Origin of the sequence: Pseudomonas gorinensis (assembly GCF_042015035.1) — a bacterium.
In the GTDB taxonomy this organism is placed as follows: Bacteria; Pseudomonadota; Gammaproteobacteria; order Pseudomonadales; family Pseudomonadaceae; genus Aquipseudomonas; species Aquipseudomonas gorinensis.
The window spans coordinates 4091418-4112169 of record NZ_CP167125.1 but is presented as its reverse complement, the minus strand read 5'-3'; the positions used below and the strand labels follow the sequence as shown (position 1 = coordinate 4112169).

The 20752-nt window shown below is 61.1% G+C and carries 15 protein-coding genes; 6 read left to right on the top strand and 9 right to left on the bottom strand.

Going from position 1 to position 20752, the window contains the following annotated elements; all coding sequences use genetic code 11:
• Positions 1 to 531: 531 nt before the first annotated feature.
• Positions 532 to 1140: a LysE family translocator gene (locus AB7933_RS18710; protein ID WP_024075709.1), complete on the top strand. Its 609-nt coding sequence runs from the start codon at positions 532 to 534 to the stop codon at positions 1138 to 1140.
• A gap of 390 nt (positions 1141 to 1530) precedes the next feature.
• Positions 1531 to 2514, top strand: a complete 984-nt coding sequence (locus AB7933_RS18705) for a GlxA family transcriptional regulator (RefSeq protein WP_024075707.1) — start codon at positions 1531 to 1533, stop codon at positions 2512 to 2514.
• A 67-nt stretch (positions 2515 to 2581) separates the two neighbouring features.
• Here AB7933_RS18705 and AB7933_RS18700 read toward each other — a convergent pair whose 3' ends face one another.
• The 5 genes from AB7933_RS18700 to AB7933_RS18680 are packed head-to-tail and all read right to left on the bottom strand — an operon-like array spanning position 2582 to position 9021.
• A complete protein-coding gene (locus AB7933_RS18700) occupies positions 2582 to 3832 on the bottom strand; it encodes an NAD(P)/FAD-dependent oxidoreductase (RefSeq protein ID WP_024075706.1) in 1251 nt (416 codons plus the stop codon).
• Positions 3833 to 3835: 3 nt separating this feature from the next.
• The gene (locus AB7933_RS18695; protein ID WP_024075705.1) at positions 3836 to 5407 is read right to left on the bottom strand and encodes an aldehyde dehydrogenase (NADP(+)); all 1572 of its coding nucleotides are present in this window, start codon (positions 5405 to 5407) and stop codon (positions 3836 to 3838) included.
• Between the two features lie 59 nt (positions 5408 to 5466).
• Positions 5467 to 6414, bottom strand: a complete 948-nt coding sequence (locus tag AB7933_RS18690; RefSeq protein WP_024075704.1) for a dihydrodipicolinate synthase family protein — start codon at positions 6412 to 6414, stop codon at positions 5467 to 5469.
• 42 nt (positions 6415 to 6456) lie between these two features.
• Positions 6457 to 7383 (bottom strand): 4-hydroxyproline epimerase, encoded by a 927-nt coding sequence (locus AB7933_RS18685; protein ID WP_024075703.1) that lies wholly within the window; start codon positions 7381 to 7383, stop codon positions 6457 to 6459.
• A gap of 12 nt (positions 7384 to 7395) precedes the next feature.
• Positions 7396 to 9021 carry an APC family permease gene (locus AB7933_RS18680; RefSeq protein ID WP_024075702.1) on the bottom strand — a complete coding sequence of 542 codons (1626 nt, stop codon included), beginning with the start codon at positions 9019 to 9021 and terminating at the stop codon, positions 7396 to 7398.
• Between the two features lie 187 nt (positions 9022 to 9208).
• Between AB7933_RS18680 and AB7933_RS18675 the strand changes: the two genes are divergently transcribed.
• The 3 genes from AB7933_RS18675 (at position 9209) to ppsA (ending at position 14838) form a co-directional block, all read left to right on the top strand.
• Positions 9209 to 9976, top strand: coding sequence for an AraC family transcriptional regulator (locus tag AB7933_RS18675; protein WP_024075701.1), 768 nt, complete (start codon positions 9209 to 9211; stop codon positions 9974 to 9976).
• Between the two features lie 85 nt (positions 9977 to 10061).
• The gene (gene treS, locus AB7933_RS18670) at positions 10062 to 12128 is read left to right on the top strand and encodes a maltose alpha-D-glucosyltransferase (protein WP_024075700.1); all 2067 of its coding nucleotides are present in this window, start codon (positions 10062 to 10064) and stop codon (positions 12126 to 12128) included.
• Between the two features lie 265 nt (positions 12129 to 12393).
• Positions 12394 to 14838: a phosphoenolpyruvate synthase gene (gene ppsA, locus AB7933_RS18665; RefSeq protein WP_024075699.1), complete on the top strand. Its 2445-nt coding sequence runs from the start codon at positions 12394 to 12396 to the stop codon at positions 14836 to 14838.
• Between the two features lie 76 nt (positions 14839 to 14914).
• Here the strand turns inward: ppsA and AB7933_RS18660 are convergent, their stop codons facing one another.
• Both AB7933_RS18660 and AB7933_RS18655 read right to left on the bottom strand, forming a co-directional pair.
• Entirely contained in the window at positions 14915 to 15487 is a 573-nt protein-coding gene (locus AB7933_RS18660; RefSeq protein ID WP_024075698.1) for a phosphoribosyltransferase family protein, read from the bottom strand.
• 35 nt (positions 15488 to 15522) lie between these two features.
• A complete protein-coding gene (locus AB7933_RS18655) occupies positions 15523 to 16170 on the bottom strand; it encodes a BON domain-containing protein (protein ID WP_024075697.1) in 648 nt (215 codons plus the stop codon).
• A gap of 571 nt (positions 16171 to 16741) precedes the next feature.
• On the opposite strand from AB7933_RS18655, the gene AB7933_RS18650 reads away from it, so the two are divergent.
• Positions 16742 to 19024, top strand: coding sequence for a heavy metal translocating P-type ATPase (locus AB7933_RS18650; protein ID WP_375156346.1), 2283 nt, complete (start codon positions 16742 to 16744; stop codon positions 19022 to 19024).
• A 227-nt stretch (positions 19025 to 19251) separates the two neighbouring features.
• On the opposite strand, the gene AB7933_RS18645 is transcribed toward AB7933_RS18650, so the two are convergent.
• Positions 19252 to 19404 carry a hypothetical protein gene (locus AB7933_RS18645; RefSeq protein ID WP_024075694.1) on the bottom strand — a complete coding sequence of 51 codons (153 nt, stop codon included), beginning with the start codon at positions 19402 to 19404 and terminating at the stop codon, positions 19252 to 19254.
• A gap of 277 nt (positions 19405 to 19681) precedes the next feature.
• A complete protein-coding gene (locus tag AB7933_RS18640) occupies positions 19682 to 20287 on the bottom strand; it encodes a cysteine hydrolase family protein (RefSeq protein ID WP_024075693.1) in 606 nt (201 codons plus the stop codon).
• Positions 20288 to 20752: the final 465 nt, after the last annotated feature.

The window sequence follows — 20752 nt, the reverse complement described above, 5'->3', positions numbered from 1 at the left end:
AGTGTGTACCGCCCACCTTACAAACCCTACCATCAGGTTACACGATAGTCGTGACGCACTTTGTTTTGCGCTGTCATACCGTGCGAGAAGTTAATCTCGTCAAGTAAGAGAGTGTGGTCATGAAGTTAAGTTATCTAACCAAGGCAGTTGTGGTTATCGCGCTGCTGTCGACCTTGTCCGGTTGCTGGATGTTCATGCCTCCGGGCGGTGGCGGCGGTCATGGCGGTGGCCATGGTCCTGGAGGGCCTGGTGGTCCTGGCTTGCGCTGATAGCAGGCAAGGGAGGCAGGCCAATGGCTTGCCTCTTTTTTTTGCATCGGCCAAATCCAAGGCAAAGAAAAGCCCGCGATGGGGAGAGCGGGCTAAAGGGGATGTTCACTAGGAGCTGGGTTCAACTTAGGCGCTTGCCTGTGAAAGGTTTGTGAAAGCGCTGCCATCAAATTGTACGCCTCGATCTACCCCTGGCTGTACGGGGCAACGGGCCCCATAACCCATTATCGTCGCAGGCATACCGCCCGTTTGGATGCCCATCATGTTTATGTCGACCAGCCTGTTATCGGCCTTTGTGCTGTTTGCCTTCGTTTCTTCGATCACGCCCGGTCCGAATAACACCATGCTACTCGCCTCGGGCGTCAACTTCGGCTTTCGTCGCTCGATGCCCCATGCGCTGGGGATCAGTATCGGCTTCATGCTGCTGGTGATTTCGGTCGGCCTGGGCCTGGGCGAGGTGTTCAAGCTATTCCCTTGGGCCTACACGCTGTTGCGCTATGTGGGCGCGGCGTACCTGCTGTACCTGGCGTGGAAGATCGCGACCGCGGGCGGCATGTCCGAAAGCAGCGATGAGCACGGCACGCCCATGACCTTCCTGGGGGCGGCGGCGTTCCAGTGGGTCAACCCCAAGGCTTGGATCATGGCACTGGGAGCCATCACCACCTACACGCCGGTCGAGGGCTATGTCACCAACGTGCTGGTGATTGCGCTGGTCTTTGCCGTGGTCAACCTGCCCAGTGTGTGCGTGTGGGTGGGCTGCGGCACGGGCCTGCGCAATGTGTTGCGCGAGCCACGCTGGTTGCGGTTGTTCAACCTGTCGATGGCGGGCTTGTTGGTGCTATCGCTGTATCCGATGCTGTTTGCCAGTTGATCAGACCGGCGAAATGGTCGCCAACAGGCCGATGCCGATGGTCAGTACCAAAAAGCCGAACAGGAAAAGTGCCATCTTGGTCATAAGGCCTCCGAAGGGAAGGGGAGCGACAGAAGTGTCGGGATGTGTGCCATTGTCCGCCCCGGGCGGTTTTCGATACAGACCCAGATGACGACGAAAAAACCGTATCAGATGCGTTTGTGAGGCTGTGCCACGGGCTTTCCAAGGGCCCGGTTTTAACAAGATCAGAGACCCAGCGCACCTTGGTACAGCGCCGGCCGTAGCGTACCGACTGAGACAGCCGCCGCATTTGCCCCTAAGATGGCGCCCACGGCATCAACAATAACAGTGGGCCAACCCTCGATGGAAAGACGTCAATTCAGCGGCGGTATGAAAGGCAAGAACTTGCGCTACCTCGATGATCCCTCCCAGCAGCCGGCGTCGGTCACCCGCGTCGGCTTCTTGCTGCTGGAACACTTCTCTTTGCCGGCATTTACCCAGACCCTCGACACCTTCGTCACCGCCAACCTGTTGCGCCCTGAACTGTTTGCCTCGCGCACTTTTGGCTGCGACGAGGGCGAAGTCATCAGTGACCTGGGCCTGGTGATCCGCCCCGACGCGTGCCTTGATATCGCGGCGCTGCAGGCGCTGGAGCTGTTGGTGATCTGCGGTGGCTTGCGCACCGAACTCAAGGCCAACGACGATTTCATCCACCTGCTGCGCACCGCCGCCGAGCAGGGTGTCAGCCTCGCCGGGTTGTGGAACGGCGCCTGGTTCCTCGGCCGCGCCGGCCTGTTGCAGGGCTATCGTTGCGCGACCCACCCCGAACATCGCCCGGCGCTTGCGGAAGTGTCCAAGGCCACCCATGTCACCAGCGAACCCTACGTCATCGACCGCGACCGCCTCACCGCTTCCAGCCCCTCCGGTGCCTTCCATATGGCCCTCGACTGGATCAAGGGCCTGCACGGCAAAGCCCTGGTCGAAGGTATCGAAGACATCCTCGCGTTTGAAGAATCGCGCTACCGGCGCATCAAACCGACGGAAAACGTCTGCGTCAGCGCGCCGCTACGCGAAGTGGTCAAGCTGATGGACGCCAACCTTGAAGAGCCCCTTGAGCTCGACCAACTCGCTGTCTATGTCGGCCGCTCCCGTCGCCAGCTCGAACGGCTGTTCAAGGAGCAACTGGGCACCACGCCGCAGCGCTATTACATGGAACTGCGCGTGACCGAGGCACGGCGTTTGTTGCAGCACACCGAGCTGTCCCAGGTGGATGTGCTGGTGGCATGCGGGTTTGTGTCGCCGAGTCATTTCAGCAAGTGTTATAGCGCGTATTTTGGATACCGCCCCTCCAAGGAAAAGCGCTTGGTCAAGTAGCCTGACGCAGGCGATGTGCAGTCAGGCGGCGACGCCACCTGGGAAGACGCCCGCCCGGCGAGTGTTCTCAAAAGCGATCCAGTCGATAGGCGTCCATGCCGGAGAGTGTCGCCGGCGCTGAAGCCAGTCGCACCACCCACTCCGCCGTTACCGCGGCCTGCGTCAACCCCAAATGCTGATGCCCAAACGCCAACAACACCTTGCCATCGCACACCCGGTCAATCACGGGCAGCGAATCCGGCAACGATGGCCTGAACCCCATCCAGGGTGTGGCGTCCTGCGCGTTCAAGGCCTGGCGAAACAAGCCTTCGCTCAGCCGTTGCAATTGCCAGGCGCGCTGCATGTTGGCCGGGCGCTCGAGGCCGGCGAATTCTACGGTGCCGGCCAGGCGCAAGCCGCCAGCCATGGGGGTCATGATGAACTTGCGCTCCAGGGAGGTGACGGCGAATGGCAGTCGCCCGTGTTCCTGGGGCAGCATCAGGTGATAGCCACGCTCGGTGTCCAGCGGGACTTTTTTACCGGTCAGCGCGGCGGTGAGTTTTGCCGAGTGGGCACCGCAGGCGATCAAGACCTGGCGCGCGGCCAACGGGCCTTGGTCGGTGCTCAGCGACACGCCCTGGGCGTCAACCCGTCCATCCAGCACCCGCCGCTTGAGGAACTGCACGCCGCTGGCCTGGGCGGCGCTGACTAATGCGCAGACCACCAGGTAAGGGTCGAGAAAGTGCCCTGTCGCCGGAAAAAACAACCCGCCCAGGAGCTGCTCGCTCAGCTGTGGCGCGGCGCGGCGTATATCGGCGCTTGACCACACATCCACGGGCACGCCTTGTTGTTGCATGCGCTGGCGCAGCGCCTCGAGCGTCGCGCGCGAAGCGGCCCGCTCGAACACCAGCAAAGAGCCGTCCTGGCGCAGTAACTGCGGCTGCGCGATGCTGTCGAGCAGGCGCTGCCAGGCGCCGAGGCTACCTTCATTGAGCGCACGAATACCGGCCACGGTGCGATGGTAGCTGGCCGGGCGCAGGTTCAACAGCAGGCGTGCGAACCAGGGCAGGGCGCGGGGCAGGTATTTCCAGTCCAGGCGCAGTGGGCCCATGGGGTCCAGCAGCATGGCGGGCAGGCGCTTGAGGATCGACAGGTCGGCAATGGGGAACACTTGTTCGGTGGCCAGGTGGCCGGCATTGCCATAGGAGGCCCCCATGCCGGGGTCCTGTGGGTCGATCACCACCACCTGGCGGCCCTGGCGCGCCAACTGCAAGGCACAGGCGACGCCAATGATGCCAGCGCCGACGATGGCGATATCCGTTGGGTTGGAATCGGCCATGGTCTACGCCTCTCTCTGGCCGTCGAGCAGGCGCCGCAACAGCAGCGGGTTGCTGTGCTGGAGTGCGGTCGGCAGCAAGCTGTCCGGGAAATCCTGGTAGCACACCGGGCGCAGGAATCGCAGGATTGCCGCTGTGCCCACCGAGGTGCTGCGCGAGTCCGAGGTGGCGGGGAAGGGGCCGCCATGGACCATGGCGTCGCACACTTCGACCCCCGTCGGCCAGCCGTTGACCAGCAGGCGACCGGCCTTGCGCTCCAATACCGGCAGCAGCGTGCGTGCAGGCACCAGGTCGTCTTCATCCAGGTGCAGGGTCGCGGTGAGTTGGCCTTCGAGGTGTTCGGATACCCGGCGTACTTGCTCCTCATCGGCGCACGCCACCACCAGCGAAGTGGCGCCGAAGACTTCGGCCTGCAAATGGGCGTTGCCCAGGAACGCGTCGGCCGAGGCCAGGAACAGATGGGCCTGGCCTTGATTCGGACCTTGCGCCGCCTGGCCCTGCGCGACGAGCCGGGCGTGACGGGTCAATGCCTCGACGCCCTCTGCATAGGCACTGAAAATCCCCGCAGTGAGCATGGTCTGGGCCGGGCTGCGCGGCAGTAGCTCGCTGACCCGGTTGACGAAGCGGTCCAGGGCGGCACCTTGAACCGCAATCACCAGGCCGGGGTTGGTACAAAACTGGCCCGCCCCCTGGGTCAGCGACGCAACAAACCCCTGTGCCAAGGCCTCGCCCCGGGCGTGCAGCGCGGCAGGAAACAGGTACACCGGGTTGATCGAACTCATTTCCGCATACACCGGAATCGGTTCCGGCCGTGCCTGCGCTGCCTGGGTCAGCGCCATACCGCCACTGCGCGAACCGGTGAAGCCTACGGCTTTGATGCGCGGGTCGCTCACCAGCGTGATCCCGACCTCGTGACCGGAGCCGTACAGCAAGGAAAACACGCCCTCGGGCAGGCCGCAGTCGTTAACCGCCTGGGCAACCGCGCGGCCGACCAGCTCACTGGTGCCGGGGTGGGCGCCATGGGCCTTGACGATCACCGGGCAACCGGCGGCCAGTGCCGACGCGGTGTCGCCGCCCGCGACAGAGAAGGCCAGGGGGAAATTGCTCGCGCCAAACACCGCGACCGGCCCCAGTGGGATGTGGCGCTGACGCAGGTCGGGGCGGGCCATTGGCTGGCGCTCAGGCTGTGCCGTGTCTACGCGTACGTCCAGCCATTCCCCGGCACGGACGCAGCGCGCAAACGTGCGCAGCTGCCCGCAGGTGCGCGCGCGTTCGCCCTGTATGCGCGGGCGCGGCAGGCCGGTTTCGGCGCTCGCGCGTTCGATCAATTCGTCCCCCAGGGCCTCGATGCGCTCGGCGATGGTGTCGAGAAATGTGGCGCGATCGGCCAGGGTGGTTTCGCGGTAGCTGTCGAACGCGGCCCAGGCGAGGGCGCAGGCTTGCTCAACCTGTTGGCGTTCACCGCCGGCGTAGGCGGGCTCCATTGGCGTGTGGGTAGCGGGGTTGATGGCCCGGATCGCCTCGCGCGTGCCGCAAAGGGGTTGCCGGCCTATCAGCATCTTGCCCGTCAGAGTCATGGGATCATCCTGGAAAACAGAGGGTTGGCCGCTGCAGGAACTGCAGCGGCGCACGGGGGTTATGCGAGGTTCTGTTCAGCCGACCAGTTGGCGTACCACTGGCGGAACAGCGCGTACTGGTTCTCGGCATAGTGCCGCTGGGCATCGCTGAGTGCATCGGTTTCGTTGAAGTGCAAGGCGTAGCCCTGGTCGCCGTTGAGTACCATCAGGTGCTTGTAGTACAACACCAGGTCGCAGCCTTCGTCGAACGACGACAGCACCGCCAGCGCGCTCTCCAGCTCACGGGCCAGGCGACGGGCCTTGGCATCGCCCTTGGCGGCCTGCTTGCTCAGGGCCACCAGTTGCAGCACTTCCCGTGGCAGGGCGTTGCCGATACCGGTGATGGCGCCGGTGGCGTTGCAGTTGACGAAGCCGTGCACCACCTGGGTGTCGACACCGACCATCAGGGTGACGTTGTCGTCCTGGGAGGTGATGTTTTCGGCCGCGTAGCGCAGGTCTGCGCCACCGCCGAATTCCTTGAAGCCGATTAGGTTCGGGTGTTGGCGGCGCAGCTCGAAGAACAAGTCGGCGCGGGTGGCGAAGCCGTAGTACGGGCTGTTGTAGATCACCGCCGGCAAGGTGGGCGCGGCGTTGAGGATCGCGGCGAAGTGGGCTTTTTGCGCGGTGGCCGAGGCGCCACGGGACAGTACGCGGGGAATCACCATCAAGCCATGGGCGCCGACCTTGGCCGCATGCGCCGCGTGGGATACCGCTTCACGGCTGTTGACCGCGCCGGTGCCGACGATCGTCGGCACGCCCGCAGCCACCAGGCGCGCCACGCCTTCCTGGCGCTGGGCTTCAGAAAGCAGCGGCCAGTCACCCATGGAGCCGCAGTACACCACTGCGCTCATGCCGATATCGATCAGTTCACGCCCCTTGGCCACCAGGGCGTCGAAGTCCGGCTGGCGCGCGGCGGTGCACGGGGTCATCAGGGCGGGAATGCAGCCGGTGAAGATGTTGTCGCTCATGGTTCTAGCTCCTTGCAGCGTTCAGTAAAAAGGGGCCCAGGCTCAGATGCCCCAGGCGAAAGGGTCCTGTTCGTCGATCAGCAGGGTGCTGTCGGCGGTCATGTAGGCGCGGCCGGTGATGAACGGGCGCACGCGCTCGCCGTCCCATTCGAAGTGGCCTTCGAATTGGCTGCCGGTAATGCTGGCTTGTACCCAGGGTTCGCCGGGGCGCAGCTTGCCGTCGGCGGCCAGGCACGCGAGTTTGGCGCTGGTGCCGGTGCCGCAAGGGGAGCGGTCGTAGGCTTTGCCGGGGCACATCACGAAGTTGCGGCTGTCGGCGTGGGCGTCGTCGGCGAACAGTTCGACATGGTCGATCAGCGCGCCGTGTTCACCGTGGATGCCTTGGGCTTCGAGGGCCTTGAGCATCGTCCAGGTGTAGTCAGTGAGCGCTTCCACGTGGGCCATCTCCAGCGACTGGCCATGGTCCGACACCAGGAAGAACCAGTTGCCGCCCCAGGCAATATCGCCATACACCACCCCATGCCCGGGGACCTCCACCGGCACCTGCTGGCGATAGCGGTAGGCGGGCACGTTGCGCAGGGTCACGGCGCCGTCTTCATGCAGGGTGGCCGCTACCGGGCCGACGGGGGTGTCAATGGTGTGGACACCCGGTGCGATGCGCCCCAGGTGATGAAGCGAGGCGACCAGGCCGATGGTGCCGTGGCCGCACATGCCCAGGTAGCCGGCGTTGTTGAAGAAGATCACCCCGCAGGTGGCGCCCGGCGTGACGGGCTCGCAGTACAGCGCGCCAACCAGTACGTCGTTGCCACGCGGTTCCAGCAGGCAGGCGCGGCGCCATTGATCATGCTCGGTGCGCAGGTGCTTGAGTTGCTCGGCGATGGTGGCGCCAGCCAGTGCCGGGAAACCGCTCATCACCAGGCGCGTGGGTTCACCGCCGGTGTGGGAGTCGATGACATGCAGTCGTTTCATAACGCGCTCCATTCAGGGATAAGCCGGGGACGGCGTGGCGCTGCCGTGGGCATCGTCGACGGTTTCGCTCTCATCGGCGTCGTGCTCCAGGCGCACCAGGTGGGCTGGCACGCCGGTGGCTGCCCCCCAGTAATAGATGCCCAGGGCGCTGACGGCGACGACGACGGTGTCGAACGGGTGGCTGATTACGCCCAGGCCGCCAAAGCTGCCGAGTTTGGACAGCAGGATCGTCACTGCGTAAAAGCCGATCAGCCAGGCTGACGAGCGCACCTGTTGCTTGAGGCTCACATGCGCGGTCGGCACCCAGCGGGCGCACAGCAGGTACACCGCAAACATCAGGATTTGCAGGCCGAGCAGCCACGACACGGTGCTCCAGCCCGACCAGTACACGATCAGCGCGGCGATGATGAAAGACAGCGGACCGAGCACCGCCATGCCCTTGACCCGGAACGGACGCGCCATGCCCGGCGCATTGCGGCGCAGCGCGGCGACGGTCACGGGTGCCACGGCGTAGCTGAGGATCAGCGCGGCGGACACCACATTGATCAGCGCTTCCCAGGACGGAAACGGCAGGGTCCAGAACACCGACAAGCCAAAGGTCAGCCACAGCGCCGGGCGGGGGATGCCGGACTTCTCATCGATCCGCGTGAAGATCTTGAAAAAGGTGCCGGTCTGCGCCCAGCCGTACACCACCCGCGGCGTGGCGTTCATGTAGATGTTGCCGCAGCCGCTGGGGGAGATCACCGCGTCGGCCACCACCAGGTAGGCCAGCCATCCCACGCCCAGCGCCAGGGCGATATCGCGATACGGCAGCGCCAGTTCCTTGCTGATGCCAGCCCAGCCATCGGCGAGCATGTGTGTGGGCACGCCGCCGAGGAACGCGGTTTGCAGCAGCACGTAGATGGCGGTCGACAGCAGCACCGAAAGGATCAACGCGATTGGAATCGTGCGTTGCGGGTTCTTCACTTCGCTGGCTACCGAGATGATGGGGGTCAGCCCCAGGTACGCAAAGATCACCCCACCGGCCGACACCGCCATCTCGATGCCCGACAGGCCGAACGGCGCAAACCCGTGCATCTGGAAATTCGCTGGCTTGAAGAAGGTGAACAGTACGCCGATCACCAGCAGTGGCACGATGAACTTGAACACGCTCACCAGGTTATTGGCGATGGCGAAGGTCTTTACGCTGCGGTAGTTGAGGATGAAGAACAGGCACAGCAGGGCAAATTGCACCAGCCAGCCGAGGGGCGTCGGGTCGCTGGAACCGACCTTGGTCAACTCGGGAAACCAGGCTGCCGCGTATTGGCGCGAGGCAACCACTTCAATCGCCACCAGGCTGGAAAACGCGATCAGCGTAATAAAGCCCATCAGGTAGCCCAGCAGCGGGCCGTGGGAGTACACCGGGTAACGCACCACCCCGCCTGCACGGGGCAGGGCCGCGCCGAGTTCGCAGTACACGATGCCCAGCAGCAGAACGGCGAAGCCGCCGATCAACCAGGAAATAATCCCGGCAGGCCCTGCAATCGCGGAGACATGACTGGCTGCAAACAACCAGCCCGAACCGAAGATGGCGCCCAACCCGATAAAGGTCAGGTCCATCAGTGAAAGTTGTTTCTTGAACTTGCCTTGAGCAGACATGGCGGCGCCTTCTTGTGAGTTATTGGATAGGCATGCAGTGGCGCTATCCTGAACCCATCAACCGCGCGACGATTGATGTTTTGCGCACCGAGGAATGACGAATTCGGCACAATTTCCCACGCTCGACAGCGCGCCGGACATGGGGCAATCTGCTCGGTCTCAGGCTCACGAATGGGGTGCGGAAGTCATGTTGCAGCGCGCGTTTTCGACCCTGTGCCAAGGCAGCGAAGCGAGCCGTCCGCACAGCATCGAGCAGGTGTTGGCCGGTGTGGCGCAGCTATTGCCGATGCTCGATGTGATCCCCAATGCCGCGATCTTCATCAAGGATATCGACGCCCGCTACGTGCTTGCCAACCGCACCCTGGTGCAGCGCTGCGGCCTCAAGCAGTTGCAACCGCTGCTGGGCAAGACCAGCGCCGAAGTGTTCCCAGAGCAATTGGGGCCGGGCTACACCGAACAGGATCGACGCGTGCTCGAGCAGGGGGTTGTGCTGGAGGACCAGCTTGAACTGCATCTCTACGGCACTCGCGAACCGGGCTGGTGCCTGACCCACAAATGGCCGTTGTACAACCATGAAGGCCAGATCATTGGCCTCGTCGGCATCTCGGTCGACCTGCAATCCGCCAGCGAAACCCACCCGGCGTACCAACGCCTGGCCGCCGTGGACGAGCACATTCGCGCGCACTTCAACCGTCGCGTCACCTTGGGTGAATTGACCCGTATCGCCGGCATTTCCGTGGCGCAGTTGGAGCGCTACTGCAAGCGCGTATTCCACCTGACGCCGCGCCAGATGATCCAGAAAGTGCGCCTGGACCATGCCCATCGGTTGTTGCACACCGATATGCCGATCACCGAGGTGGCCCTGCACTGCGGCTACACCGACCACAGTGCGTTCACCCGCCAGTTCAAGGCGTCGACCGGGTTTACGCCCAGGCAGTATCGCCAATTGCAGTAGTTGCGGGTCTGCAATGCAACGAATAGCCCCCGTCGTGGCTCCTATGCTTACGAGTAACTTTTTCACGACTACAGGTATTGGGCTTATGACGGCGGCTGACGACACTCATGTGCACTGGCTGGTGCAGCAATCCATGCTCCACGCGGCGCGCCAGCGGGCCAAGCTCTATTCGGGGCAGGGCCGCTTGTGGCAACAGCCGTATGCACAGACCCGCCCGCGTGACGCGTGCGCCTTGTCGTCGGTGTGGTTCACCGCCTATCCGGCGTCGATTGTCACCCGCGAAGACGGCACGGTGCTGGAGGCGCTCGGCGATGAGACGTTGTGGCATGCATTGTCGAAAATCGGCATCCAGGGCATTCACAACGGTCCGTTGAAAAAGTCCGGCGGCTTGTCCGGGACCACGCACACGCCGACCATCGACGGCAATTTCGACCGCATCAGTTTCGACATCGACCCGCAACTGGGCACCGAGGCGCAGTTGCAGGCGTTGACGCGCATGGCGGCGGCGCACAATGCGGTGATCATCGACGATGTGATCCCCTCGCACACCGGCAAGGGCGCAGATTTCCGCCTGGCCGAGATGGCCTACGAGGATTACCCAGGGCTCTACCACATGGTCGAAATCCGCGAGGAAGACTGGCCATTGCTGCCCGACGTCGCCGCGGGGCGTGATGCGCAGAACCTCAGCCCACTCCAGGTGGACGCCCTGCGTGACAAGCACTACATCGTCGGCCAGTTGCAGCGGGTGATCTTCTTTGAGCCCGGCGTGAAGGAAACCGACTGGAGCACCACGCCGGTGGTCATCGGGGTGGACGGCAAGCCGCGCCGCTGGGTGTACCTGCATTACTTCAAGGAAGGCCAGCCCTCGCTGAACTGGCTCGACCCTACGTTTGCGGCGCAGCAGATGATCATCGGCGACGCGTTGCATTCCATCGATGTGATGGGCGCAAAAATCCTGCGCCTGGATGCCAATGGCTTTCTCGGTGTGGAGCGCAAGCTCGATGGCACCGCCTGGTCGGAGAGCCATCCACTGTCGATCACCGGCAACCAGTTGCTGGGTGGCGCGATTCGCAAGGCCGGCGGGTTCAGTTTCCAGGAGTTGAACCTCACCGTTGACGATATCGCCTCCATGTCCCACGGCGGCGCTGACCTGTCCTACGACTTCATCACCCGGCCGGCCTACCAGCATGCCTTGCTGATGGGGGACACCGAGTTCTTGCGCCTGATGCTGCGCCAGATGCACAACCTTGGCATCGACCCCGGCTCGCTGATCCACGCCTTGCAAAACCATGATGAACTGACCCTGGAGCTGGTGCACTTCTGGACCCTGCACGCCCATGACAGCTTTCTTTATCAGGGCCAGACCTTTCCCGGCAATATCCTGCGCGAGCATATCCGCGAACAGATGTATGAGCGCCTGGCGGGTGAGCATGCGCCGTACAACCTCAAGTTCGTTACCAACGGCGTGTCCTGCACCACCGCCAGTATCATCACGGCGGCGCTGGGTATCCGCGATCTTGACGCGATCACGTCGGCCGATATCGCGCAGATTCGCCAGATCCACCTGCTGCTGGTGATGTACAACGCCATGCAGCCGGGGGTGTTTGCCCTGTCAGGCTGGGACCTGGTGGGGGCCTTGCCACTCGCGGCCGATGAGGTCGCGCACCTGATGCAGGATGGCGACACCCGCTGGATTCACCGAGGTGCCTATGACCTGGTGGACCTCAACCCGGAGGCCGAGCTTTCGGCGGGGCAGATGCCCCGCTCGAAAACCTTGTATGGCAGCCTCAACAGCCAGTTGCAGGACCCCGACTCGTTCGCCTCCCAACTGCAAAAAATCCTCGCCGTGCGCCGCGCCTACGACATCGCCGCCAGCCGTCAGATCCTGGTACCGGATGTCGAGCACCCTGGCTTGCTGATCATGGTCCACGAACTGCCGGCCGGCAAAGGTATACAAATCACCGCGCTGAACTTCGGCGATACGCCGATCACAGAAACCCTGCACCTGCCCAACATTGCACCGGGGCCGGTGGTGGACATCATCAATGAGCGGGTGGAGGGCGACCTGACCGCTGAGGGTGAATTCACCATTACGCTGGATGCGTACGAAGGGTTGGCGTTGCGGGTGGTCAGCAGCTCGCCGATGTTTTAGTGGGAGCGCCGGGGGGCGTGGGCCTGTTTCAGCATCCAGTCGGTGGCCCACGACTGCCTGGCGCGCTATTGAAGTGGCCGTGCGCATTTGTTGATAAAGATCAGAGGCCACACGTCGCAACTCCAGATACTCACTCAATCGCCTCATCCCTGTTGGCTGGCCTGGTGAAAACCGGGCGCTTGGGCGATATATCGGCGGCATTGCCACGGGCCCTGCAGTCCCAAATGCCGCCGCGGGTCACCTCACTCAATGGAGGAGAGGCGTCGTGACGCACTCACAGCCATATATTCGTTGGTTCAAGGAGTTGGGCCTCGACGATGTCGCGCAGGTCGGCGGCAAGAACGCCTCGCTGGGCGAGATGTACCAGCAGCTGACCGGTGAGGGCGTACGGGTACCCAATGGGTTCGCCATTACCTCACAAGCGTATCGGTATGTCCTTGAGCACAATAAGGCCTGGGCGCGGCTGCACGAGGCACTTGACGGTCTCGATGCCAATGACATCAAGGATTTACAAGCCCGTGGGCAGAAGGCAAGGGCGATCGTATATGACTGTACGCTGCCGGAAGACCTGCAGGCGGCAATACGGCAAAGCTACGCACAACTCAAACACGAATACGGTGACAGCATTTCACTGGCCGTGCGCTCCTCGGCGACCGCCGAAGACTCTCCACTGGCCTCGTTCGCCGGGCAGAACGACACCTATCTGAACATCGCCAGTGAAGAGGCGCTGCTTGATGCCTACAAGCGTTGCCTGGCGTCGAACTTTACCGATCGGTCTATCCATTACAAATATGACCACGGCTTTGATTGCTTCAAGGTCTGTCTCGCCGTTGTCGTCATGAAAATGGTGCGCAGCGATCTCGGTGCCAGCGGGGTAATGTTTTCCCTGGATATGGAAACGGGTTTCAAGGATGTCGTGTTCATCAACGCTGCCTGGGGGCTTGGGGAGAATGTCGTACAGGGCACGGTCGCGCCCGACAGTTTCTACGTGCACAAACCCAGCTTCATCGCCGGCTACCGCGCCGTGCTCAAGCGCAGTCTGGGCAGCAAAGAAAAGAAGATGGTGTTTGCCGAGACCCTCAATACCGGAAATATTGCGCTGGAATACACCGTGAATACCGATACATCCACCGAACAACAAGCCCGTTTCTGCCTCTCTGACGAGGACGTCATGCAGTTGGCCGACTATGCCATCAAGGTTGAAAACCACTACTCGAGCAAAGCCGGTTTTTACAGACCCATGGATATGGAGTGGGCGAAGGATGGCGTCGACGGCCAGTTATATTTGGTACAGGCACGTCCTGAAACGGTGGCCTCCCAAGAAAACAGCAACGTGCTGCGCATTTATCAGCTCAAGCAACGATCGACAGTGCTGCTGAAGGGCAAGGCGGTCGGCACCAAGATTGGCGCGGGAAAGGCCCGCGTGATCAACGATGTCAAACAGCTCAGCGAGTTCAAGCCTGGCGAAGTGCTGGTTTCGGATAACACCACGCCGGATTGGGAGCCCGTCATCAAGACCGCTGCGGCGGTTGTGACAAGCGGGGGCGGACGTACCTGTCATGCCGCCATCGTATCGCGTGAGTTGGGTATTCCTGCGATCGTGGGGGCAGTGAACGCGGCAGAGGTCATCCACACCGGAGCGTCGCTGACTATCAGTTGCGCTGAAGGCGAAAGCGGGATTGTGTATGACGGTGAACTGGATTTCGATGTCCAGGAGACGGACCTCAGCCAATTGGGACGCCCCGCGACCAAGATCATGATGAACCTGGCTAACCCCGACCAGGCCTTCAGCCTCGCCTCCCTGCCGGTAGATGGCATCGGCCTGGCGCGTATGGAATTCATCATCAATGAATACATCAAGGTCCATCCAATGGCCCTTGCTCACCCGGAAAAGCTGGATGACGCCACCCGTGAAACAATCGCGGTGCTGAGTATGGCCTATCAAGACCCGACGGATTTTTTTATCAAGACCTTGGCAGAAGGCGTCGCCACGATTGCCGCGGCGGTGTATCCAAAGCCTTGCGTCGTACGCATGAGCGACTTCAAAAGCAATGAATATGCAACCCTGCTGGGCGGGCAGTATTTTGAGCCGGAAGAGCATAATCCAATGCTCGGATTTCGGGGGGCGTCCCGATACAGCCATCCTGCCTATGCCGAAGGGTTTGCGCTGGAGTGCGCGGCCATGAAATGGGCGCGTGAACACATAGGCCTCACCAACATCAAGTTGATGATCCCTTTTTGTCGCACCGTGAAGGAGGGTGAAAAGGTATTGGCGGCAATGGCCAGCCATGGTCTGCAGCGCGGAGAAAACGGGCTGGAGATCTACATCATGTGCGAAATACCCAACAACGTCATCCAGATCGATGCATTCGCCCAGTTGTTCGACGGCTTCTCCATCGGCTCTAACGACCTGACTCAATTGGTACTCGGCGTGGACCGTGATTCGGAAGTCGTCGCTTTCGATTTCGATGAGCGCGACCCAGGGGTAAAACAGATGATTCGCCTGGCGGTAGAAGGCGCCAGGCGTAACACTCGACACTCGGGAATCTGTGGACAGGCTCCGTCGGATTATCCCGAGATGGCCGAATATCTAGTGGAGATTGGCATCAACTCGATGAGCCTCAGTCCAGACGCCGTGCTCGCCACGATTCGGCACGTCCTGGCTGCGGAAAAACGCTTGCAAATCAGTCGGGCGATTCCCGACGGTTGAAGAGGGCGGCTTTCGCACCATCGGCAATAGCGCTGTAATCGCGGTTTCGACCCTGCGTAGATAACACCCCCATCAGCTAGCGCCGATGGGCAGCGCCATGCCGAACCACCTCGATGCAAAACGCCTGTTCGAAAGGCGGCACGTTGCACTCGACGACGTCATCGGCGGCGACTTGCAGGTGCACGCCGACAATGTCGGCCCGGATCGGCTGCTGACAGACATGTCGGTCGACCAGCACCGCCGTGTAGACCCGACAAGCACCCAGTTGTGCCAGATAGGCGCAAGTACGCAGCAGCGAATGACCTTCAAACAGCACGTCATCGACAACCAGGAACGTCGTGTTGGCAACGTCCAGGTTGCCCAGGCCTGGGTTCTCGATCAATTGCGTGTAGGTATGCAGCACTTGCAGGTCATCGGTGTAACGCTTGACCTGAAGGGGGAAAAGAGGGAGTTCCGGTTGACCGGTCTGACGCGCAATGCACTGGCGCAACCGTTGAGCCAAAGGCTCGCCCCGGCGTTGGAGGCCAATCAGTGCCGTGTGCGAGGCTGGCAGCAAGTGGGTGGCCTTACGCGCCATCGCCTGCAACACATTATCAAGCTCATTGCTGTCATACAGGCGTAACCGCTGGGTTGCCAGTAGGATCGTCATTGCCTTCTCCTTTCCCTAACCCTTGGGGCATTGATTCAGGCGATCAGCAAATAATCCTCCACCTTACTGACACCTGGCACCGACCAGGCGGCCCGTTCCGCAATCTGACGTTCGCGCCAGAAATGCACCTTGCCTTCGAGCTTGACCACACCGCCTACGACCTTGATTTGTATGCCCTTGGCATCGACTTCTGCATTGCGTTTGAGTGCCTCTTCGATGCTCTGCTGAATATCCGTGACCTTGACTCTCGTGCGCAGGGTGAGGCGATTGTCTATGCCCACCACACCGGACAGTTTGCGCACGGCACTCTCGGCGGTTTCCTTCTGATACTGCCAATCCACCTGGCCTTCAAGGATCACCCATCCTTTTTGCACGATCACCTTGATGTCGCCTTCGGGTGTATCGGATCGCCACGAGATGATGTTCAAGGCGCGTTTTGCGATGGCGTCATCTTCTGTGCCGGCGTCTTTGTTCAGCCGGACCTGGAGTTCTTCAGCCACTGCGCGTACGCCTTTGACAGTTTTGACCGCACGCTCGGCACTGATCTTCTGGGCGTAGCTTTTCACGTAGCCTGAGAGTGTGACGACACCGTTGTCCACGCTTACGCCAATGTGGGCAGCGTCGATATCGGGCTGAAAATCCAGCTCATCCAAAATGGTATTTCGCAAACTTAAGTCATTCATGATGGTGTCCTTTTCTCAATTAAAAAAACACGGGGCACAACAACCTGATGCCGGTCAGTTGATGACGAACACTGTAACTGTGGCTAGCCCTAATGCCGTTCAGTTAAGGCTTTTTTTGTAGGAGCGAGCTTGCTCGCGAAGAACTCACAGGCGCCGCGTTCACTCAGGAAACACGCGTTATCGTTGACGTTTTTCGCGAGCAAGAACTAGGCGTCCCCCTCGCTCCTACAGAAGGCGATGTACGCTTAACTGAACGGCATTATGGCTAGCACGCTCGCCACAAGTGACTCTTTGCTCGTTCTATCCGTTGTTGTTTTTACGCCTGAGCGATCGACAGATATTGAGCTAAATCAAAAAGGGTCCAGGGGGCGCACGCCGTTAATCGCCCGCTGTTTATGTGATAAATGTCAGCGCAAATACTGGATAAACCCAGCTATTTTATTCGAACGGCTGCGCTTTGCAGGCGAGGACCGACAGCGGGAACGTCATGACCAGGTGCTTGCTCGTGGCCTGGCTCGGCCTTGTTGTGACGGCAGAGGTGGTCAAATCGCTTTTTGAGGAACTCACTTCCATGCTCGCTAAGTGGCTGGATCCCCTCCTATTGCTGCTCACGGCACTGACGCTGGCGGCCGGGGGCATTGCGCATGTCGCGCAGCAGCCTGATTGGGCATCTATGTGTTGGGCCGCAGGCAGCCTGGTGATGGTTGCGGTGCTGCTCATCGAGATTGTGGGGCGTCTTGCCCGGCGCGAGGCCGGTGTGGACCTGATTGCGTTGCTGTCCATCACCTCGGCGCTGTTTTTCGGGCAGGCACTGGTGTCCGCGGTGATCGCCTTGATGCTGGCGACCGGACGAGCCCTGGAGTACTTCACCAAGCAACGCGCTGACCGTGAGTTGCGTGCGCTCATCGACCGCGCGCCACACTTTGCCTGGTTGCAGGAGGGCGGCAGCCTGCGCAAGATCCCCATCGAGCAGGTCACGCTGAATCAGACATTGCTGGTGCGGTTGGGGGAGGTGATACCGGTCGATGGTCGCTTGCTGAGTTCGACGGCCGTTCTGGACGAATCGGCGCTCAGTGGTGAGTCGTTGCCCGTCACCCGTCGAGAGGGTGAGCTGCTGCACAGCGGTGTTTCCAACGTCGGCGCGCCGATCTTGCTGATTTCCACGCGAACAGCTGCGCAGAGCACCTATGCCGGCATCGTGCGGATGGCCGAGTCAGCGCGCCGTTCACGCGCTCCTTTCGTGCGCATGGCTGACCGTTATGCAGTGTTCTTTATCCCGCTGACATTGTTGATTGCCGGGTTGGCCTGGCAACTGAGCGGCGATCCTTTGCGAGCGTTGGCTGTTCTGGTGGTGGCGACACCTTGCCCTTTGATTCTGGCGGTACCGATTGCGTTTATCTCGGGTATTTCAAGGGCAGCGCAACGCGGGATCCTGATCAAGGATGGCGCGACCTTGGAAGCACTGGCCACGGTCAAGCAGGTTTTTCTCGACAAGACCGGTACTCTGACCAGCGGCCATGCTCGTCTGCAGTCGATCGAGGTCAACGGACTGCACGATCCGCAACGCTTGCTTGGCCTGGCCGCGTCTCTGGCGCAGGCCTCGACACATCCTATCTGCCAGGCAATTGTTGAAGCAGCCCATCAGGGGCAGTTGTCGCTCAGCGTCCCGCAGGGCGTGGAAGAAAGCCCGGGCGCGGGGCTTTGTGGGTGCGTCGATGGCATGCAGGTGCGCTTTGGTACTTTGTCTTTTGCGCACAAAGACGCCGAGGCAACCGGCTGGGTCGTAGCCATGCTGCGCCGCATGGACCACCTGGCGTGCAGCGGAAGCTTCATCGACGTGGAGGGGAAACTCGCGGGCCTGTTTGTTTTCTCGGACAACATTCGGCGCGAAACGCCACAGACGCTGCGTCGACTGCGCAACAGAGGCATCGAAAAGATCGTCATGCTCACCGGGGATCGCCTGGAAACTGCCGAGATGATTGCGCTGTCTGCCGGGATTGACGAGTTGCGTGCCGGGTTGACCCCTGAAGATAAAGTGCGGGCGCTACAGCAGGGTGGCCAGCACGCCAGCACGCTGATGGTCGGCGATGGCATCAATGACGCACCGGCGCTGGCGGCGGCTGATGTCGGTGTGGCAATCGGAGCCAGCGGCGCCACCGCTTCTGCACAAGCCGCTGGTGTTGTGCTGCTGGTGGATCGACTGGATCGTCTGGTCGAGGCACTGGACATCGCCCGGCGCACCCGTTACATCGCGCGCCAGGGAGTGCTGGTCGGCATGGGGTTGTCATTGCTGGCCATGACCGTGGCAGCCTCGGGTTACCTGCAGCCGCTGATCGGCGCCATGGTGCAGGAGGGCATAGACGTGGTGATCATCCTCAATGCCCTGCGGGCACTGGGGCCGTGGTGGGGAAGGAGGAAACAAACGCTCACCGCTGAGCATATCGATCGCCTGCATGATGAGCATCAACAACTCACTGCCGTATTGAATGATCTGCACCAAATGGCCAATGACTTTGCCCAGCGTCCAGTTGCGCAAGCACGGAGCGACCTGGTGGCGCTGGTCGACAAGCTGCAAACAGTACTGGCGCAGCACGAACACAACGACGAAGACACACTCTACCCGCTGCTGACGCTGAGCATGCCGGGCGAGGACCCCATGTCAGCGATGAGCCATGCTCACCGAGAGATCTTTCGCCTTATCCATTTACTCGCGCGCATGAGCAGCGACTTCAGTTCCGACCCCGCGACGGCACCTGCTGACGAGATTCAGCATCAGCTGATTCGCCTGGACACCCTCGTGCGCCTGCACTTTGATCAGGAGGACGAACTGTTTCACAATCTGGATTGGCGCTAGACGTGAGTAACTCGCGCAAGGCTCTCGACTCTGGCGGATACCCTGTCGCTGATCTTTTTGGTTTAAATGCCATATAAAACAATAGGTTATATTTCTATGTCATGCTGACAGTTGTATACCCAACTGATCTCGTGCATCCCGACTGCTGCCTGTCGATTCCTTCTTGTCTGTTGCAGTTTTTGCGCGCGTGTCGCGCATCTGAAAGGCAGATTTTTCCATGCAGGCCTTCATCCTTGCCGCGTCAAATCTCCCTCGCATGCGCGGCGGGGCAACTCAGGGTGCCAGACGTGGAGGCGCTGGCCGCCTTCCAGCTGAACCTGCACAAAGTCCAGGCCGTGCAGGGTGATCTTGTCGGTCATTACGTCGTCGATGATGCTCACGGCAACACTCGTCCTTGCCGCTATAGCGGCTGACTTTGAAGGGGGAGGGGGAGGGGTGGAACGAAAGAGTGAGGCGCTAATTCCAGCGAACGTCGAGTTCTGAAATTTGTTGCTGCAGCTGCTCTATGATTTCAAACCAAGAATCGAAACTGGCCAGCGCCTCTGCACTCGGAACCGGCAACGGCGTCGTTCGATGCGGGCCTGCCAATGATTGCCAAGCTCGCCGGATTACCCGCCGCATCACGACGGGCAACCCTTCGCGCTGGGCATTTTTGGGTTATTTGGCGTTCAACGCGGCCAGGAACTGTGTGTGCTTCAGCGTTTGCGAAAACATCGGCAAGGTAAATTGCTCGGCGGCGTGTTGTTGTTCATCGGTGAAGGTCGCTGTGCAATCGGTCAGTGTCACCACCTCATAGCCCTTTTCATAGCCGGTCCGGACGGTGCCTTCAACGCAACAGTTGGTGAGAAAACCCGCCACCACCAGATGCTGGATGCCATTGTTGCGCAGCACCAGGTCCAGGCCAGTGGTGGCGAAACCGTCCAGCCCACGCTTGCCTTCGACCACGATGTCGCTTGATTCATGGGTCAGTGCATCGGTGATTTCGGCGCCCCAGCTGCCGGCGCGGAAGGCGCTGCCATCTGCCACGCCTTTGAGAATCCCGTAGGAGCGCAGGGTCAGCTCTGGATAACCGTCGGCAAACTGGATGGGCAGGTGGATGATCTTCACGCCGAGTTTGCGCGCTTGTTGCACCGTGGTGGCGGTGTTGGCAAGCATGTCGGTGGCATGCATGACGTCTTTGACGGCGTCGTGGAAGACCCCACCCGGGGTGGTGAAGTCATTCTGGAATTCAATCAACACAAGGGCGGTTGTACTCGGGTTCATGGTGATGCTCCGATCAGTAGGATTTACCACGTCGGACGGCACAAAGCGCCGCCGATCAACCAGGGGGCGTAGGGAATGGCGTCATGGCTTTACGCTTGGGTTCCGGCTACACACGATGAGTGTACAACGTTGGTTAATGCATTTTGTCTTCAGGACCGCGTGTATCGCACGGCCTCGATGTTCCGATTCCCAGGGTTATGCAGGTTCACGCCCTGGGCAGTGGGAGATAGGGTTGGGTCTGAACCCCTGGAGGTAACTTCATCAGCGACTACTGCAAATCCACGGTCCGCTTCCCCTGCGCACTCAGCGGCTAATCGGAAATTATTGATAATGATTGTCAGTCGGGAGTATCTTTTCCGCGCTCACCCAGAAGGGAACGCTCTTTACCGGTCTATGGATGGCGAGGCTGATTCTTCTGGGTGAGCACCTGGCTTGCCGTCCACCAGCAGACATGCAGGGGAATGA

Bases quoted from the DNA above. Each gene is read 5' to 3' on its own strand.
- AB7933_RS18710 (WP_024075709.1), top strand. From the start codon at position 532: ATGTTTATGTCGACCAGCCTGTTATCGGCCTTTGTGCTGTTTGCCTTC.
- AB7933_RS18705 (WP_024075707.1), top strand. From the start codon at position 1,531: ATGAAAGGCAAGAACTTGCGCTACCTCGATGATCCCTCCCAGCAGCCG.
- AB7933_RS18700 (WP_024075706.1), bottom strand. From the start codon at position 3,832: ATGGCCGATTCCAACCCAACGGATATCGCCATCGTCGGCGCTGGCATC.
- AB7933_RS18695 (WP_024075705.1), bottom strand. From the start codon at position 5,407: ATGACTCTGACGGGCAAGATGCTGATAGGCCGGCAACCCCTTTGCGGC.
- AB7933_RS18690 (WP_024075704.1), bottom strand. From the start codon at position 6,414: ATGAGCGACAACATCTTCACCGGCTGCATTCCCGCCCTGATGACCCCG.
- AB7933_RS18685 (WP_024075703.1), bottom strand. From the start codon at position 7,383: ATGAAACGACTGCATGTCATCGACTCCCACACCGGCGGTGAACCCACG.
- AB7933_RS18680 (WP_024075702.1), bottom strand. From the start codon at position 9,021: ATGTCTGCTCAAGGCAAGTTCAAGAAACAACTTTCACTGATGGACCTG.
- AB7933_RS18675 (WP_024075701.1), top strand. From the start codon at position 9,209: ATGTTGCAGCGCGCGTTTTCGACCCTGTGCCAAGGCAGCGAAGCGAGC.
- treS (WP_024075700.1), top strand. From the start codon at position 10,062: ATGACGGCGGCTGACGACACTCATGTGCACTGGCTGGTGCAGCAATCC.
- AB7933_RS18660 (WP_024075698.1), bottom strand. From the start codon at position 15,487: ATGACGATCCTACTGGCAACCCAGCGGTTACGCCTGTATGACAGCAAT.
- AB7933_RS18655 (WP_024075697.1), bottom strand. From the start codon at position 16,170: ATGAATGACTTAAGTTTGCGAAATACCATTTTGGATGAGCTGGATTTT.
- AB7933_RS18650 (WP_375156346.1), top strand. From the start codon at position 16,742: ATGCTCGCTAAGTGGCTGGATCCCCTCCTATTGCTGCTCACGGCACTG.
- AB7933_RS18640 (WP_024075693.1), bottom strand. From the start codon at position 20,287: ATGAACCCGAGTACAACCGCCCTTGTGTTGATTGAATTCCAGAATGAC.